Here is a 16,619-nt window from a genome sequence, read left to right as displayed (position 1 = left end):
TTGCTGCAAATGCACGGAATGCCTAGACGTACGAGCCTGCTGGAAAGGATTGCGCGCGTCGTGACGGTACGAAATACCCCGGTCAGTGTGACGGTCGGGTTCGGAGAGGCAATCCGCACAACCGAACAGCTCCACGCCGTGCAGCGCCCGGTGCTCGGATCATGACGCTGGACTACCTTATCAGCATTGGCGCGGACGATATGCCGGCGCTGCTCGACCCTGCTCGTCAGCCCCTCTCTTATCGTACGCTGCGGGCGCATGTCGCAGACAATGCTTCCGCCCTGGCCCACGGAGGGATCGGTCGCGCCGATCGCGTGGCGATCGTGCTCCGGAACGGCCCGGAAGCGGCAACAGCCTTTCTCGCCGTAGCGACGGCAGCAGTCGCTGCGCCGCTCAACCCCGGCTACACTGCCGCCGAGTTCCTTTTCTACCTCTCCGACCTGAACGCGCGCGCGTTGATCGTGGAGGCGGGTTCGACGTCGCCCGCGATTGCCGTGGCACGCGAGCTGGCGATCCCGATCTTGGAGACCGAGCCGCTGGACCCCGTTGGACGTTTTGCATTGCGCGGCACCGCAGGCCCGAGCGTTGCAGAGACGGTGCCCCAGCCATCCGATCTCGCGCTGCTGCTGCACACCTCGGGAACGACAGGACGACCGAAGCTCGTCCCGATCACGCATCGCCAGCTTCATGCCTCGGCCCGCAACATTGCCGCGACGCTGCAACTCGGTCCGCACGACCGGGGGCTGGAGATGATGCCGCTGTTCCACGTGCACGGCCTCGTCGCCGGGCTGCTCGCACCGCTGGTTGCGGGGGGCAGCGTCCATTGCACGCGTGGGTTCGATGCGGCCGCCTTTCCCGGCTGGATCGATACGGTGGGCCCGACCTGGCTGACCGCAGTGCCGACGATGCTCCAGGCGATCCTGCGCTGGGCGGAGGCGGCGCCAGACGGGGCGGCGCACAGCGGCCTGCGATTTATCCGCTCCTGCTCCGCCGCACTGCCCCCGCACGTCGGGGAGCGATTGGAAGCGCTGTTCGGCATTCCCGTCGTCGAGGCCTATGCGATGACTGAGGCCGCGCATCAGATGACCAGCAATCCGCTGTCCGATGCCCGTCGCTTCGGGAGCGTCGGGCGGGCTGCCGGCCCCGAAGTTGCGATTCTCGGCGCGACGGGGCGGCTGCTGGGCTCCGGCGAAGAAGGAGAGATCGGCGTGCGTGGCGAGAACGTCATGCAGGGATATCTCGACAATCCCGAAGCGAACCGGACGGCCTTTGCCGGGGATTGGTTTAGGACTGGCGATATCGGTCGTCTCGATGACGACGGTTTCCTTTGGCTGACCGGACGAGCGAAGGAAATGATCAACCGCGGCGGCGAAAAGATCGCGCCTGTGGAGATCGAGAACGTCCTGCTGACCCACGAGGCGGTCGCCGAAGCGGTCGCCTTCGCGATCCCGCATGCCACGCTGGGCGAGGATGCTGTCGCCGCCGTGGTGCTGCGCCCGGGTGCCGACGCCGATCCGTCGGCCCTGCTATCCTTCCTGCTCGGACGCCTCTCGGATCACCGCATGCCGCGCGAGATCCTGTTGCTCGACGCGATCCCTAAAGGCCCCACGGGCAAGCTGCGCCGTATCGAAATGGCGGCGCAACTGGGCCTGGATCGACCGCCCGCACGACCGGCCTATGCAGCACCCGTGACCCCGTCCGAACATTTGCTTTCGGCGCTATGGATCGAGCTTCTGGGGGTGCCGGATATCGGCATCGACGACAATTTCTTCGATCTGGGCGGAAATTCGATCGCCGCCGTCCAGATCGTCGCGCGCCTTCGCGCCGAGACCGGCGTGGAACTGCCGATCTCGCGCTTCCTGATCGACCCGACCATTCGCAGTCTGGCGCTGACCCTGACCGCGCTTCAGGCCGAGGCGCTATCGCCCGAAGCGCTTGACCGGATCCTGACGGAACTGGAGGGCGCAGCGGGATTGGCGCAATGATCTCGCAACGAACCGAGGACGACGCGCTCCGTCGTCGTATCGCCGCTCTGCCCGCGGAAATGCGCGCGGCGTTCGAGCAGCGGCTGGGCCAAGCCTTGCCGCCGCGCGGCGATCCCGCTCCCGCGCCGCCCACGGATGCGTTCCTGCCCTTCCCGCTGACCGATGTGCAGCAGGCCTATTGGGCCGGACGCACGGGGGATTTCGACCTCGGCTCGGTGTCGACGCACGCTTATGTCGAGATCGAGGGATGCGATCTCGACATCGACCGGCTGGAGCGCGCCTGGCAAGCGCTGATCGACCGTCATCCGATGCTTCGCGCGATGATCTCGGGGGATGGCACGCAGCGCGTTCTTGCGGAAGTGCCGCCCTATTGCATCGCGCGAGACGATCTGCGCGCGCTCCCTCTGGATGTCGCGGATGCGATCCTGAGTTCGACGCGGGATCGCATGTCGCATCAGGTGTTGCCGCTCGATCGATGGCCGCTGTTCGAGATCCACGCCAGCCTGATCGATCAGCATCGAATGCGCCTTCACCTCAGCTTCGATTCGATGACGGTCGACCTCGACAGCCGGGCCCGACTGCTGCGCGAATGGGGCACGGTGTATCGCGATCCGGACGCGCTGCTGCCCGCGCTGTCCGGCTCCTTTCGCGACGCGATCGTTAAGACGCCAATCGATGAGCCGGCCCGGGTGCGTGCACGCGATTATTGGCTGGCCCGGCTTGACACCCTGCCGACAGCACCCAACCTGCCGCAGCGGGAGACGCAACCGAAGCCCGTGCGATTCAGCCGCCGCACCGGGCGCCTCGACCCAGTCGCCTGGGACCGGCTGTCCCAGATCGCGCGCGACGGCGGCCTGTCGATCAACGCGCTGTTGCTCGCCGCCTATGCCGACGTGCTCGCGCTCTGGCACGATGGGGGAGCCTTCACGCTAAACCTCACGCTGTTCAACCGGCCGCCCGGCACGGAAGGCATCGTGGGGAACTTCACCGGCCTGTCGTTGCTGGAGGTTGGCGCGCGCGGTGCACAGCGTTTTGGCGATCGGGCGCGGCAAATCCAGGAACAGCTGTGGCGCGATATCGACCACCGCCAGTTCGGCGGCGTCGCCGTCATTCGGGAAATGCTCCGCGGCGGGATGGATCCCGCCGGCGCCATGATGCCGGTGGTATTCACCAGCGCGGTGACAGCCGATGCAACCGCGCAAAACGAGCTGGACTGGATCGGGGAAGAGGTTTTCTCCGTCAGCCAAACACCGCAAGTCTGGATCGATTTGATGGTCCGGAACACCGCAGCGGGCTTGCGATATGACTGGAACTCGGTCGATGCGGTGTTCCCCGATGGCATGATGGACGACATGTTCGCCGCCTTCGGTAAACTGATCGAGGCACTTGCGAGCGGCGCCCTGCCCCTGTCCGCCTCGTGGAATGGCATAGCGAAGCATCTTCTTCCGCCCGAAGCTGCGCGTGTCGCGACGGACGCCAACGCGACGCAGGGGCCGTTTTCCGAGCGTCTGTTGCAGGAGCTTTGGCGCGATCATGTTGTGCGCGCGCCTGATCACCCGGCGCTGATCGACGCGACTGGGACGACGACCTACCGGGAGCTCGCCCGCCACGCCGCGGCGGTTGCACGCCACATTGTCGAAGCTGGTTCCCCGCCGCTGGTTGCGGTCGTCATGCCCAAGGGTCGGGAGCAGGTCGCGGCGGTGATCGGCGTATTGGAGACCGGCGCCGCCTATCTCCCGATCGATCCCGGCTGGCCGACGGCGCGGATCGCGCAGATCCTCACGCGATCGAACGCAACGCTCGCACTGACCCAGCGCGGGCTGCCGGTTTCGTCCTGGGCCGACGCCGTGCGCGTGATCGAAGTAGGCGACGATCTCGATACAGATCTTCCGACGACGCGCGTGCCGCAAGGATCGCCCGACGATCTTGCCTACGTGATCTATACCTCCGGTTCATCGGGGGAGCCGAAGGGCGTGGCGATTGATCATCGCGGCGCGGTCAACACCATCCTGGACATCAACCACCGCTTCGGCGTTGGGCCGAGCGATCGAGTGCTCGCCCAATCGGCACTGAGCTTCGATCTGTCGGTCTACGATATCTTCGGCACGCTTGCCGCAGGGGCCACGATCGTGGTGCCGGACGCAGACCAGTCGGCTGACCCCGCGGCGTTGGCGCGGCTCATCGACCTGCACGGCGTCACGCTGTGGAACAGCGTACCGGCGATGATGGAAATGCTCGTCGATCATGCTGCCGGAAGCTCTGGCCCGCGGTTCGACTCGCTTCGACACGTGTTGCTGAGCGGCGACCGGATTTCCCCAGCCCTGCCAGCGCAGATCCGCCGAATTGCTCCTGCCGCTCGGATCACCAGCCTCGGCGGAGCGACCGAGGCGTCGATCTGGTCGATCTTCCATCCGATCGACCCAGGAGCAGTGGGCACGAACATCCCCTACGGACGCCCGCTCGCCAATCAGCAGTTTCGTGTGGTCGATTCGCAGATGGCAGACCGCCCGATCTGGGTAGCGGGCGAACTCTGGATCGGCGGCGCGGGGCTGGCACGCGGGTATCTCGGTGACCCCGAACAGACCGCAGCGCGGTTTGTCGTGGGCTCCGATGGTGCACGCTGGTACCGCACCGGCGACCGCGGCCGTTATCTACCGGACGGCACGATCGAGTTCCTTGGCCGCAGCGACGATCAGGTCAAGGTCAACGGCTTCCGTATCGAACTCGGCGAAATCGAGCGCGTGGCGAGCCAGCATCCGGCCGTCCGGGCGGTTGCGGTGGTCGCGCATGGCGCCGGCCCGCTCGATCGCAAGCTCGTCTGTTACGTCGTGCCCGCAGGCGCGTCGTCGGGCGCGGCATCGCTCCGCGATCACCTGCGCGAGCTGCTGCCGGCCTATATGGTCCCCGCGCTCTTCTCGCCGCTCGCCGCGCTGCCGCTGACCCCGAACGGGAAGGTCGATCGCAAGCGTCTCGCCGCGATGAACCCGACCGATTCCAGCCCTCAGCCTGATCCGCAGGAAGAGACCCAACCCGACGGCGACCGGATTATGACGGTGATCGCCGGGGTGGTGGCGGAGATCGCGGGAGGGGCGCGGCCCGTCCCGGATGCCAATCTGCTGGATTTCGGCATCACCTCGCTCCAGGCGATTCGTGTCGTCAACGCGATCGAGGAACGGTTCGGCAGCAGGCCGAACGTTCGCGCCTTCTATACGACACCGACTGTTCGCTGGCTCGCCGCGCAAGTTGGCGCGACCGGTCTTTCCCCCAATCTCTCGGGGGTGATCCGCGATCCGGCGGCACGCAATGCGTTCAAGAATGCGCGTCATGGCCGCCGCCAAACCGCGGGCGATAGCGCTGTCGTGCCGCTTGTCGGCACACTGCCCGAGCCGCTACGCGACCTGTTCGACGCACGGCGCTCGGTGCGGCAGTTCGCGCTGCGCCCGCTGCCGTTGGCCAGTCTCGCGGCGCTGCTGGATGCGCTCGCGCAGCGCGGTGCATGGCGCCGCTATGGCTCGGCGGGGGATGCCTATGCCGTTCAGACGTACCTGTTCGCCAAGCCGGGCCGCATCGTCGGCCTGCCAGGCGGAGCCTATTACCACGACGCTGAAGCGTTGGCGCTGCGTCCGCTCAACACCGATGCCCCGCTTACCACCGCCGCGGTTGATCCGCTCACCGGCGCGCCGGTTTTGGCGGAAGCCGCTTTCGCCATTGCACTGGTCGTCGAACTTCGGGCGATTAAGCCGCTGTACGGCGACCGCAGCCTAGCGTTCGCCGGCATCGAAGCGGGACTCATGACGAGCTTGCTGGAAATTGCGGCGCCAAGCTGCGGGCTGGCCCTGTGCCAGATCGGCAGTGCGGACGAAGCGACCCTCGCCAAGGTCTTTGCGCTGGGGCCGTCGCACCGCCTGCTTCATATGGTGGTGGGGGGTATCCCCGACGCGAGCGCGGATGCGCCCGCGGGCCTGGACGAAAATCTGCGTGTGAAGCGTTTGATAGACCGGGTCGCTGCGTTGACCGATGTTGAGGCCGTCGCGCTCCGCGCCGCAAGCGAACCAGCGACGGAGGGTGGCAAATGACGACCGATCCACTCATCGCGACGTTCACTCGCGCCCAGGCGGAACTGCTCGAATGTCTGCTCGGCGAAGCGGCCGGCCCAGCGCCGGGCGGGCCCTGCCGACCCGAACGCGTCGACATTCGCCGGGCTGCAGCCGGCGGTTGCACACTCGCCTTCATCCACGGCGCTGGCGGTGGCACGCTTTTCCTGCATCAGCTCGCTCGGCACCTGCCGCCGAACCTGGGTCTCGTGGGGATCAACGCAGGCTTCGCTGAGGACGGCACCCGCTCCGTCCTGCAGGACGCCGAAGCGCTGATCGACCGTTACGTCGACGCAGTGTGCGCGGGCGGGCAGCCGGGTGCGCCGCTCCATATCGGCGGCTACAGTTCCGGGGGCGTCATCGCGCTGGAAGTGGCGCGCCGGATCGAAGCGCGCGGCGATAGAGTCGCCTCCCTGACGCTGATCGATCCGGCGCGGCTCCCGGTCCCGGAAATCCGTCAGGATACGCGTCTCCCCAAGGAAAGTCTTGCACGGCGCTTCGAAATTGCGCGGCTGGCGGGGATTACTCCGCTCAGCAGCCTGTATCCGACGGTGGCGCGGGTTCAGCAAGCGATCGCCACGATCGCCGCTATCGTGCGCGCCGACGCGGTCATGGCACCCATACACCTGTTGCGCGCGACGCAGGGCCCGGAGGCTCTTCCGGCATCCGAAATCGCGCGATGGGCAGCGCGAACATCCAGCGGCATGCGTGTTAGCGAAGTGGCGGCAGATCATGCGTCGATCATCGCGGAACCAGCGATCGCCAACGTCGGCGCCGCCATCGTCAATTGGTTGGTTAACTCGCTTCCGCTTGAGACAGTGTAGCGGCTGCGCTACGAACAGCAGTAACAATCCGTAATATCAAGGAAAAATAGGCACTTGGGCACGCCGATCAAGAACATTGTGATCGTCGGGGGCGGCACCGCCGGCTGGCTTACCGCAGCGTATCTCAATCATCGCCTGCAATGGGCCTACGGCCATCCCGAAGGCGTGCGCGTCACACTGATCGAAGCACCGGATGTGCCTACGATCGGCGTCGGTGAAGCGACCGTTCCGACAATGGTGCGGACGCTCCGCCATCTCGAGATCAGCGAGCGCGAGTTCATCGCGCGGACCGAGGCGACGTTCAAGCTGGGGGTCGACTTTCGGAACTGGAACGTCGACGAATCCGGCGCCTTCACGCGGTTCTTTCACGGTTTCGAAGGCGGGGTACAGATCCGCGGACGCAATCCCGGAGCGGCGCTGCTGGCTTACGGGGCCGACGCCGCGGTACTAGGCTGTGATCCCAGCTTTACGTCGGTCATCGGCCATTCTGAGGAGCGCGCGACGCTCTACAAGGGCCCCAAAATGTTCGACAGCGCGCCGTTCACCGGCCCGCAGGGCTATGCCTATCATCTCGATGCAGGCAAGTTCGCAGCCTTGTTGGCCGAGATCGCGGTCGGGCGCGGTGTCGAGCATGTCCGCGATACGGTCGTCGGCGCGACCCGCGATGAACGCGGCAACATCGCCGAGCTGGTGATGGCCGACGGAACGCGGCGCCCGGTCGAACTGGTGATCGATTGCACCGGCTTCCAGGGTCTTCTGATCAACAAGGCGATGGATGAGCCGTTCCTTTCCTATGCCGATTACCTGTTCAACGATCGCGCGATACCGGTTCAGATCGCGCACGCGTCCACGCCCGATCTTTATCCGGCAACCATCAGCACGGCGCGCCGCTCCGGCTGGTCGTGGAAGATCCCGCTCCAATCGCGGATCGGCACCGGCTACGTCTTCTCCTCGGCGTTCGCCAGCGACGAACAGGCGCTGGACGAGGTGCGCGGCTATCTCGACGGCGAGACGCTGCTGACCGAGCCGCGTACGCTGAACATGCGCGTGGGGCACTGCCGCCGCTCCTGGGTCGGCAATTGCGTTGCGATCGGCCTTTCCGGCGGGTTCATCGAGCCGCTCGAATCGACCGCAATTCAGCTGATCGAAACCGCGTGCCGACGGCTGCTGCAATTCTTCCCCAGCGTCGATTTCGAGCCCGCGCTAGCGGAGAAGTTCAACGAAGCAATGACGGGTCAATATGAGGAAATACGCGATTTCCTGGGCCTCCATTTCTCCCTCAGCAACCGCGACGACACGCCCTATTGGCGTGCGGTTCGGCATGAGGCGAAGCGCTCGGATCGATTGAACGAGAGCCTCGCAGTGTGGCGGCATTCGCTCCCGGACGCGTTAGACCATCGCGCTTCCAACGTGTTCAGTTATTGGAGCCTTTGCACCCTGTTGTTCGGCAAAGGGTTTTATACCGCCCCGCCGGGCGGGGGGACCGATATGCTCCCCCGCGAAGTCTGGGAGCGGTTTCAGCGCGAATGGGGGGCGATCAAGAAGACCTCTGTCGACATGCTGCCCGACCATAGCGACCTGCTACGCCATATCGTGGCGGGGGCGAAGCCGGGAAGCAGCGCCGCGCGTGCGCCCCATGTGCCGCCGGTGACGATCGGAGGCGATGCGCTGTCGGACAATCTGACCGTCATGCGTCCGCCAGTGGCGCCGGTGGCACGGTGATTCCGACAGTCGCGCACGTCGCCGCCTTAGAGATTGGGGCAAATGCCGTGCGCTTCGAGGAAGAGGCCGAGGCCTCCGTTGCCGCCGCTCTGGCCGAACGGCCGGCGATCCTGCTCACCGGACTGCTCGCGCCGGATTTTCGGCGAATGCTCGACGCTCCGCTGCGCTTGCCGTTCGTAGAACAGCGGGTCGCTGGAGCCCCTGGAATGCGCCAGGTCGAACCGGGCATCCAGCCCGCCAGTGGCGCGCTGGTGCTGGCACTGCGGCGGGCGCCGTTGCTGCGCTGGCTGGAACGGGTCGCGGGCTGCGGCACCCTCGTCCATGTCGAGGGGGAGGTCGCCGAACATCGCGCGGGCGGCCAAGACTTTCTGTCGTGGCATCAGGACACGCACAAGCCCGGACGCAGACTGGCGCTGGTGATCGATCTGTCGGACGACCGCTATGAAGGCGGCATGTTCGAGTTACGCGACAGGCAGACCAAGCAAATGCTGATTCGGCATCACCACAACCAATCGGGTTCGGCGCTGCTCTTCCGAATCTCCGATGCCCTCGAGCATCGCGTCCTGCCGGTGACAAGCGGTGGCCCGCGCCGGGTGTTCGCATGTGGCTTTCACGAAGCGAAATGATCGCGCCGGGACTCTACGCGCTTGGCTCGTTCGCCGGAGAACCGATCGAGCCAGCTGATTGCCAGATCCTCGGACTCGATCCCGCGAACGAAAGCTTTGCTGGCACGGCGCGCGATTTCCCGGGGACGCACTGGACGATCGACCGTTTCGAGGACGCGGCGAATGTCCTGATCTTTCTCGGCGTCCTGCACGACGCAGCGAAATTGGCGGTCGAATTGGGCCGGGCCGAAGCCGGTCCGGCGGAACTGGCTCTTGCTGCACTGTTGCGCTGGGGCGTGGATGGGCGCGCGAAAATGCCCGGCGAATGGTCGCTGTTGCACTGGGACAAGCGCGACAAGCGCCTGCACGTCGCGACCTCCTATCGCCTGCGCGACCGGGTGCTGATCGCACAAGCCGGTTCGCGCTTCGCAGTCGCGCCCAACCTTACAGCGCTGTCGCGGCTGTCGTGGATCGACGATGCGATCGACCCCACGGGCCTGGCGTTCGAGCTATCGCCGCAGCGTTTCCGGCTGGGGCACGAGGGATATACCGTGCTGCGCCAGGTCCGCCAGGTGGAGGCCGGACAATGCATCACGCTCGATGCGGCGGGGAAGCACATCGCGCGCCGCGCGCCGCTTCAGGCGATCCCGTGGCAGGGCAGTTTCGAGGAGGGCGTCGCCGCGGCGACCGATGCTTTGCGCGGTATCATCCGCCGCGCGATGGCGCCCTATCATCGCATCGGCGTGACGCTGAGCGGCGGGCTTGATTCGGCGCTGGTGGCCGCGATTGCCGTCGAGGAGCTACGCTCGGACCAGACGCTAACCGCTTTCACGTCGGTTGCACCGCCAGGCACCGGGCTGATCGACGAACGGGCCTGGACCCAGCAGACGGCCAATCATCTCGGCATCGAACTGGTGCCGGTCTGGCCTTCCGACACATGTGCGATCTATCGCCCGGCCCGGCATCACCTGGAGAACGGCCCGACCAAGTCGGTGCGGCACTATCTCTACGATGCGATATACGGTGCGGCGCAGGAACGCGGCGTGCAAATGATGCTGGACGGCGAATATGGCGAGTCCGCGCTGTCGCGATCACCCTATTTCGACACGCCGCTGAACCGGGCGCGTCGCGCGGTGCGGGGCTTTCGCGACTCCCTTCGCCCGGGAAGTGCGGAGCCCGCACGGCGCTTCATGGTGCAGTTTGCGCCAGAGTTCGTCGCCAGTCTACCAGCGCCCCTGCGGGCACCGGTTCCACCGATGCCGACCGACTGGGTGTCGCGATCGCGCCCGATGCGGTTCAGCCGAGGGCAGGCTGGCTTCGGCGTCTTCCCGACCGCAGATACCGGCGTCTCGATCCGGCGGGCTACCCCCTGTCTGGGTGATGTCGAACTGTTGCGCCTGGTTGCAGGGATGCCCGCATCTTTCCTACGGCGCGACGGCTATAACCGAGCGCTGATCCGCGGGATGCTAAACGGTAAAGTGCCGGAAGAAACGCGATTGCGTACCGAGAAGCGCGCCTTCTCGCCCGATTACGACCAGCGCTTAACCCGGGAAGCCCCTTCGCTTACATCGAGTATCGACGCGTGGCGCGCAGCAAACGTGCAGGACTTTCTCGATGCGCGCTGGATCGCGCGGAATGTGGATGCGATGGCCGCAGGTAATCTGCGGCCCGCACACATTCGCGGGGCGTTCCACATGACCGCGATGGCGGCCGAATTTCTATTGTGGTGGTCCCGACAACGGTGATTTCCGGTGCCCGGACCAATCCGCAATCAAAGACCCTTTTTATCGATCAGGACCCGCTATCCTGCGCACTAAAACCGTCGTTACCTTGAGTGCCCCAGTTGGACTCGGTTGCGCGGATGTCGAGCGACTCCACGACCGGTTCAACCCAAACCAGGCGCTCCGTGCCATTTGCATAGTCGATATTCATAATATCACCCCGTTCTAACGCACTGCTTCAACAGCACTTCAGCCTAAAAATCAATCGGCAAATCAGATGAGAGTCGCCCTCGGCATCGCGTGCTCGTCAGCGATGCTGACCCAGTAAGTGTTTGGCGCGGCTCACGAAAGCGTCGACATTGCGGTCCGCCAATCCGACGATGCGCTGCAGCGGGACCTGTGTGCAGAGCGCGTCGATCATCCCGAAGCGCGCTGCGCTCCCCGGCAGCCGCATCATCGCCGGACGCCGATAAACCTGTTGAACCAGCAGGTTCGTCGCCAACGTGCGCGGAATTGGGGTATCCGACGCGTCCAAATGGACGAGAGCGTTAACCGGGATCGGGGCCATCCCCCCGACATGCGGGGGGCGAAAGCGCAACTTCCCGCCGTCGCTGAGTACGGAAGGGCCGGGGTTATCCCCCAACAACCGCGCCAGTTCGGGAAAAAGACGGATCGTCGTCCGCCCGGGCAGCACACAGGCGTGCCCGCTGTCATCGAACATGAGGACGCTGAGATCGTCCGAGATAAGCCTACCCCCCTGCCCGATCAGCGCAGCCGCGAAACTCGATTTACCCGCACCGCTCGTACCGCAGACGAGGGTCGCGCGCCCATCGATCGCCACTGCCGAGGCGTGTAAGGGTGCCATGCCGCGCAGCGCCATGACCACGGCGACCGCGACGCCGAAGAACTGCGCGCACAGAGGTACCTCTTCGGGTTGCGAGACGATCATGCGATCGGACGCGACGATATCGATAACCGTCCGTCCGTCGGTCAGCACGCGAACGCGATCCTCCCCGACCACGACCTTGCGCCCATCGCTTGGCATTGGCGCGACCGGCCAAGGGCCGCGTTCCACGCTAACGTCCGATGCCCCAGGACCGGTGGACGCAAAAACCGGCAAGGGGAACGCGCTCCGCCAGCGCAACCCGAAGGCAATCCCGTAATGCTCGGCGCACGCCACCGGCTCAGCCACGGGTAACGAGGTCAGATCGAAGGCTGAATCAGATGCAGGTCGGCGAGACTACGCAGCGTGCGCGAGACCGCAGCAGCCGCAGTCTCGCGATCGACTGCATAGCGGGCAGTGAGCGTTTCGATAAGCGATTCCTCGCTCACCGGGTCCGCGAGCGCTTCCCAGATCGTGTTGGCGCTTGCGTTGAGCGCGATATAATTCCCGCTTTGCACGCTAAAGAGAACGTGTGATCCCTCCGCCTCGGTCGATACGAAATCCGGAAGTCGTTGCCATCTTTTGTCGGTCATGAATCAGTCCTAGCCGCCTTTTCCAGAAATGTCAGTTCCGCTTCGCTCAGGATCGGCGGACCCGGCGGGCGGAACCAGAGATGCAGGTCGAGCGTGGCAAACCGCGCGAAGTGCGGCAGAAGGTGTCCCTCAATGCCCAGCGCTTCGGGCATGGCTGGCCGATGCCGTTGTGAGAGAAGCGCCGGGAGCTTGGCCACCCCCTCCAGCCGTTCGAAGCGCGGCGCGTCGTCCGGGGCTGCGCGGCGCGGCAGGAAGATGGCTTGCAATGGCGCGCGCGCGGCCTGTTGATACGGTTCGATCGGCAACGTCTCTCGTTCCTCATCGTTCGCGGTGCGTCGGCGTCGGTAGGCCGCAGGCAATCCGCTTGCGATAATGGCGTCGCCCGCCGAGACGATCCGGACGGTATCATCCCCCACCGCCTTCGCGCCTCGTGCGAGCATGAGTTCGAGCGCCGTCGACTTCCCGCTTCCGGAGCCGCCACAAATCGCGATCGCGCGCGATGCGCCCGCCGGAACCAGCACGCTGGCATGTAGAACCGGGTCGCCCTGCAACCACAGACATGCCGGTAGGGCCGACGCGATCAACAGCGCCGAAACCCGAGCAGGATCGGCACCGGGGAAAGGCTCGACGACAACGGAATCGACCGTGCAGCGAAAGCGCGCGGTAGGCGCAAGATCGAGCAGGAGCGAACCGTGCGGCCCGGCGGAAATCGCCCCCGCGCCAATCGAAGGCACCGCCCCCCGCGCAATCCGGATGTCGGCGCGCGGCTGCGGCGGGCACGGCGTGGCGCCGGGCACAGGAATGTCGGTCTGCAGGATTAGGTCGTATCCCCGCGCCCAATAGCCCTCACCCATCGTCCCGGTGCTCCAGATCGAACGCAACGACGATGCGGGGCGCAGTGTCGCCCAGGGCCGGCGTATAGGGAAAGGTGCGGTGATGCGCATGCGAAGGAAAGGTCACGAACAGACCCGACTGCGGTCGGATCGTCGGACCTTCAATCGCCCGCCCGGGCGCCGACACGCGTTCGGGCAAAACGAACTGGAGGCACCCCTCCGACCCGCTGCCGCCCGCAATCACCTCCGGCACGGAGAGATAATAGACGCCGCTCAGCCAGCCAGCGGGATGCGCGTGAGGTATCTGATGCCCTTCACCGTGCGACAGCAGCACCCAATACCGGACTCGAGCAGCCGCCGGGCGCGCGCGGAGAAACGGATGATTGCCGTCAAGCGAATCCAGATGCGCGACGATCAGGGTTTCCAGATGCGATTCGAGCGCAGCCATATGCCGCGAACCGGTTAAATGCGGCTCGTCGATCCGCACGCTATGTACTGAGGCCGAACCGAGACGCTCGGGACGGCGCGCGGGGTGATCGGCGAGTTCCTCGGCAAGCGCCGCGTGGAAGGCATCTAGCGATGACCATCCGGGCGGCGCCACTGCCCTCGATTGCCGCAGGAATTGATCAAGCCCGGTCGCCGCCTCGGCTTGCTGCCGCCTTCCCGCAGCCGCGAGCGCGCCTGCCCAGCTTTCCAGCACGGCGGCGCACCGATTGCCGGCTGCAATCTGCTGGCTCAACCAATCGACCGCGCGATCGGGATCCGATCGCGCAACGGTTCGTCCGTAGCGGCCCGCCGCCTCGCCGTGCATCGGGGCGAGCGCGACCGCCGCGGCAAGCGGCCGCTCCGCCTCCGCGATCTTGTCCTGCCGCATGAGCGCGCGCGCCGAACCAAGCAGCGAGCGGAGGCGAACAGTATCGTCGCCCTCGCTCGCTAACGCCCGAGCAAAGGCGGCCAGCGCCCGACCATCATAAGCGGGCTCGCGGACCTCCAGGCATGCCGACCCCAGCATCATCCATTCGCGCGCATCCTGCGGCTGGCACTGCTCGATCAGGGCCACACTGCCCCGCGCGTCCGCAGCCTCCCGGCGCAACGCCGCCAAGGCGAATTTTCCTGCGCGATCGAGTAACCCTTGCTCCAGCTGCGCTTCGGCAAGGCGGTGGCGGCTTGCCACGGTAAAGCGCTGCGCGGGCGGGAAGAACAATCGCATCGCTGGCGGGTGCCATGATCCAGGGTGAAACAGCATCCTGCCATGGCGCGGAACCCGACTGCGTGCAAGCAAGGCTAGGATTCGCCCCCCGGCATGATATCTGCTGCTGATGCGCAAGCGAAACCGGGGATAGACGCCGCCGCATGTTCGATGAAGCGGCACAGGAGCGGATTTCGCTGGCGCTCGCGCGGCAAGCCTATGCACGGCGCGAGGTTCGGCTGGTTGATGCCGATATTGGCGCGATGCCGCTTCTCGTCGCATCGCGCCAAGGCCTCTTTGCGGCGGACCGCAGCCAGGCAAAGCTGATCGTGCATGGCTTGTTTTTCGGCCTCACGTTGCGGGATGACCTGATCTACGCGTTCGAGGCGTGCGACCTGCCCCACGCGCGGACCAACCTCGGCAGGATCATTAGGCTCCGGCACCGCGGCGGGCAAATCGTGGGGCGCGACGTTTTCGCCGAGGGTCTCGACAATGGCTGTCATCAGATCGATTTCGTGGGCGATCGATTGTGCGTCCTCGATACCTATAACCAGCGCATCCTCGCCTTCGCCGAGGATGGTACGCCGGTCGATATCCCCCAACCGCTAGCGCCCGCCGAGCTGAACGCCTGGGATCGCGGCTACGCCCATATGAATGCGATCCTGGCGATCGGTCACTATATTCTGCTGATGCTCCACAATGGCGATCCGCGGGGCGGCCGGACGAGCCAGATCCTGGTGCTGGACTCAAACTGGCGCCGGATCGACTGCTGGGATCTGCCGCTAAGCGGGTGCCACGATCTTGCCCAACTACCGGACGGAAGCGTGCTGGCCTGCGGATCGCCAGCGGGGGAGCTGATCGCGCTCGATGGCCGCGCAAAGCGGATCAGTCCGATGATGACGCGCGGGCTCGCGGTGAGCGACCGGGAAATCGTGGTCGGTGCATCGCAATTCTCGGTGCGCCGCGCGCGCGCTCGGGCGAAAGGCGCGCTCTATTTCCTGGATGCCGCATGGCATGTGACACACGATTTTGAGCTGAGCGCAGCGCCGACCTGCGTCCGGTGGCTCGACCGAGTGGACTATGGATGTTCGCACCCCTCAGGCCGACCAATCTAATCAAACGATTGAGCGATCAGAATTTTTTTGGGACCCAAAAGCGACACGCGATGCGTCCGGAATGGCACTTGAACGTAGTGCCGATCTTGCAGACGGAACGGTGGATCGCCGACCGCCGCAAACGCAGTACCGAAACCTGGATATATGGCACAGCGCGGCCCAAGCTGTTTGTCCGTTCAAATAGTGCACCCCATTTTTCGCATCTGGCGGTCGCGAGGCGTCGGATGCTACTCCTGCCTGCCGCTTCTACCGCAAAGGTTCTCAACGTCACCTTGGCACGGTTTTCAGCCCCTTTACGTAGCATCGCGCCGGGATTGCGCCGCGTGTCGGCCATCGGACGCCTCCGTAGGGCGCTGCGCTATCTGTCAGATGCAAGCTATCGCGAGATGCTTTACCTGCAACGGTATCGGCCCGAGGCTGTCTTTCAGCTCAGCACATGGACGAGAGAAGATCGCTATCCGCATCTGTTTGCGGACATCGCGGCGCGACTGGGCGATCGCGCCGACCTGAACGTGCTGTCTTTCGGTTGCTCGACCGGGGCCGAAGTCCGTGCGCTGCGCAAAGCGCTTCCACAGGCTCACATTACGGGCGTCGACATCAGCGAACGGGCGCTGCGCACGGCGCGACGAAGGATTCGCGATCCGCGCGTCCGCTTCGTTCAGGGGAGTGTTCCAGGCGCTGCGGGAGACGTCGAATATGATCTGATCTTGTGTCTGGCCGTCCTGCAACGCGGCGAGTTGTCCCGATTGCGCCCCGACGATTGTTCGCAGTTCATTTCGTTTGAAAGGTTTGAGCGCGCCGTCCTCGACCTTGATCGATATCTCAAACCTAACGGCCTGCTGGCCCTGTATCACAGCAATTTTCGGCTTGCCGATACGCGCCTTGCTGCCAATTACGTGCCGATCCTCTTTGCTCCACCGCATCGTGAGCAGCGCGCGCTCTACGGTCCCGACAATCGGTTGATACCGGACGCGCAGGATCTGTCGATCCTCTTTGTAAAGCAGGCTGCCGCCCACGCTGACTCCTCGGTGGGATGACCGGCGGCGACCCCGCTC

The 16,619-nt window shown here is 65.3% G+C and carries 13 protein-coding genes; 9 read left to right on the top strand and 4 right to left on the bottom strand.

The window, feature by feature from the left end:
• Positions 1–18 precede the first annotated feature (18 nt).
• The 7 genes from AB5I39_RS16800 to AB5I39_RS16770 are packed head-to-tail and all read left to right on the top strand — an operon-like array spanning position 19 to position 10,975.
• Positions 19–165: a hypothetical protein gene (locus tag AB5I39_RS16800; RefSeq protein ID WP_404369474.1), complete on the top strand. Its 147-nt coding sequence runs from the start codon at positions 19–21 to the stop codon at positions 163–165.
• Entirely contained in the window at positions 162–1,985 is a 1,824-nt protein-coding gene (locus AB5I39_RS16795; RefSeq protein WP_404369471.1) for a non-ribosomal peptide synthetase, read from the top strand. Before AB5I39_RS16800 ends, AB5I39_RS16795 begins: the two co-directional genes overlap by 4 nt.
• On the top strand, positions 1,982–6,061 hold the full coding sequence (locus tag AB5I39_RS16790; RefSeq protein WP_404369468.1) for an amino acid adenylation domain-containing protein: 4,080 nt from the start codon (positions 1,982–1,984) through the stop codon (positions 6,059–6,061). Before AB5I39_RS16795 ends, AB5I39_RS16790 begins: the two co-directional genes overlap by 4 nt.
• Positions 6,058–6,903, top strand: a complete 846-nt coding sequence (locus tag AB5I39_RS16785; RefSeq protein WP_404369465.1) for a thioesterase II family protein — start codon at positions 6,058–6,060, stop codon at positions 6,901–6,903. Before AB5I39_RS16790 ends, AB5I39_RS16785 begins: the two co-directional genes overlap by 4 nt.
• Before the next feature lie 54 nt (positions 6,904–6,957).
• A complete protein-coding gene (locus tag AB5I39_RS16780) occupies positions 6,958–8,625 on the top strand; it encodes a tryptophan halogenase family protein (protein ID WP_404369462.1) in 1,668 nt (555 codons plus the stop codon).
• Positions 8,622–9,251: a 2OG-Fe(II) oxygenase gene (locus AB5I39_RS16775; RefSeq protein ID WP_404369459.1), complete on the top strand. Its 630-nt coding sequence runs from the start codon at positions 8,622–8,624 to the stop codon at positions 9,249–9,251. The genes AB5I39_RS16780 and AB5I39_RS16775 overlap by 4 nt, the downstream gene beginning before the upstream one ends.
• The gene (locus AB5I39_RS16770; RefSeq protein WP_404369456.1) at positions 9,248–10,975 is read left to right on the top strand and encodes an asparagine synthase-related protein; all 1,728 of its coding nucleotides are present in this window, start codon (positions 9,248–9,250) and stop codon (positions 10,973–10,975) included. Before AB5I39_RS16775 ends, AB5I39_RS16770 begins: the two co-directional genes overlap by 4 nt.
• 283 nt (positions 10,976–11,258) lie before the next feature.
• On the opposite strand, the gene AB5I39_RS16765 is transcribed toward AB5I39_RS16770, so the two are convergent.
• The 4 genes from AB5I39_RS16765 to AB5I39_RS16750 all read right to left on the bottom strand — a co-directional run bounded on the left by AB5I39_RS16765 (position 11,259) and on the right by AB5I39_RS16750 (position 14,470).
• Positions 11,259–11,948, bottom strand: a complete 690-nt coding sequence (locus tag AB5I39_RS16765; RefSeq protein ID WP_404369453.1) for a hypothetical protein — start codon at positions 11,946–11,948, stop codon at positions 11,259–11,261.
• A 206-nt stretch (positions 11,949–12,154) separates the two neighbouring features.
• Positions 12,155–12,427: a PqqD family protein gene (locus AB5I39_RS16760; protein WP_404369450.1), complete on the bottom strand. Its 273-nt coding sequence runs from the start codon at positions 12,425–12,427 to the stop codon at positions 12,155–12,157.
• Positions 12,424–13,281, bottom strand: coding sequence for a hypothetical protein (locus tag AB5I39_RS16755; protein ID WP_404369447.1), 858 nt, complete (start codon positions 13,279–13,281; stop codon positions 12,424–12,426). The genes AB5I39_RS16760 and AB5I39_RS16755 overlap by 4 nt, the downstream gene beginning before the upstream one ends.
• Positions 13,274–14,470 (bottom strand): putative 2OG-Fe(II) oxygenase, encoded by a 1,197-nt coding sequence (locus AB5I39_RS16750; protein WP_404369445.1) that lies wholly within the window; start codon positions 14,468–14,470, stop codon positions 13,274–13,276. Before AB5I39_RS16750 ends, AB5I39_RS16755 begins: the two co-directional genes overlap by 8 nt.
• Positions 14,471–14,613: 143 nt before the next feature.
• Here AB5I39_RS16750 and AB5I39_RS16745 point away from each other — a divergent pair, with 143 nt between their 5' ends.
• Entirely contained in the window at positions 14,614–15,564 is a 951-nt protein-coding gene (locus tag AB5I39_RS16745; protein WP_404369442.1) for a hypothetical protein, read from the top strand.
• 77 nt (positions 15,565–15,641) lie between these two features.
• Positions 15,642–16,601, top strand: coding sequence for a class I SAM-dependent methyltransferase (locus AB5I39_RS16740; RefSeq protein ID WP_404374211.1), 960 nt, complete (start codon positions 15,642–15,644; stop codon positions 16,599–16,601).
• Positions 16,602–16,619: the final 18 nt, after the last annotated feature.

The organism is Sphingomonas sp. MMS24-J45 (genome assembly GCF_044881195.1).
In the GTDB taxonomy this organism is placed as follows: domain Bacteria; phylum Pseudomonadota; class Alphaproteobacteria; order Sphingomonadales; family Sphingomonadaceae; genus Sphingomonas.
The sequence above is the reverse complement of the archived record's forward strand: the minus strand, read 5'-3'. Positions and strand labels throughout refer to the sequence as shown.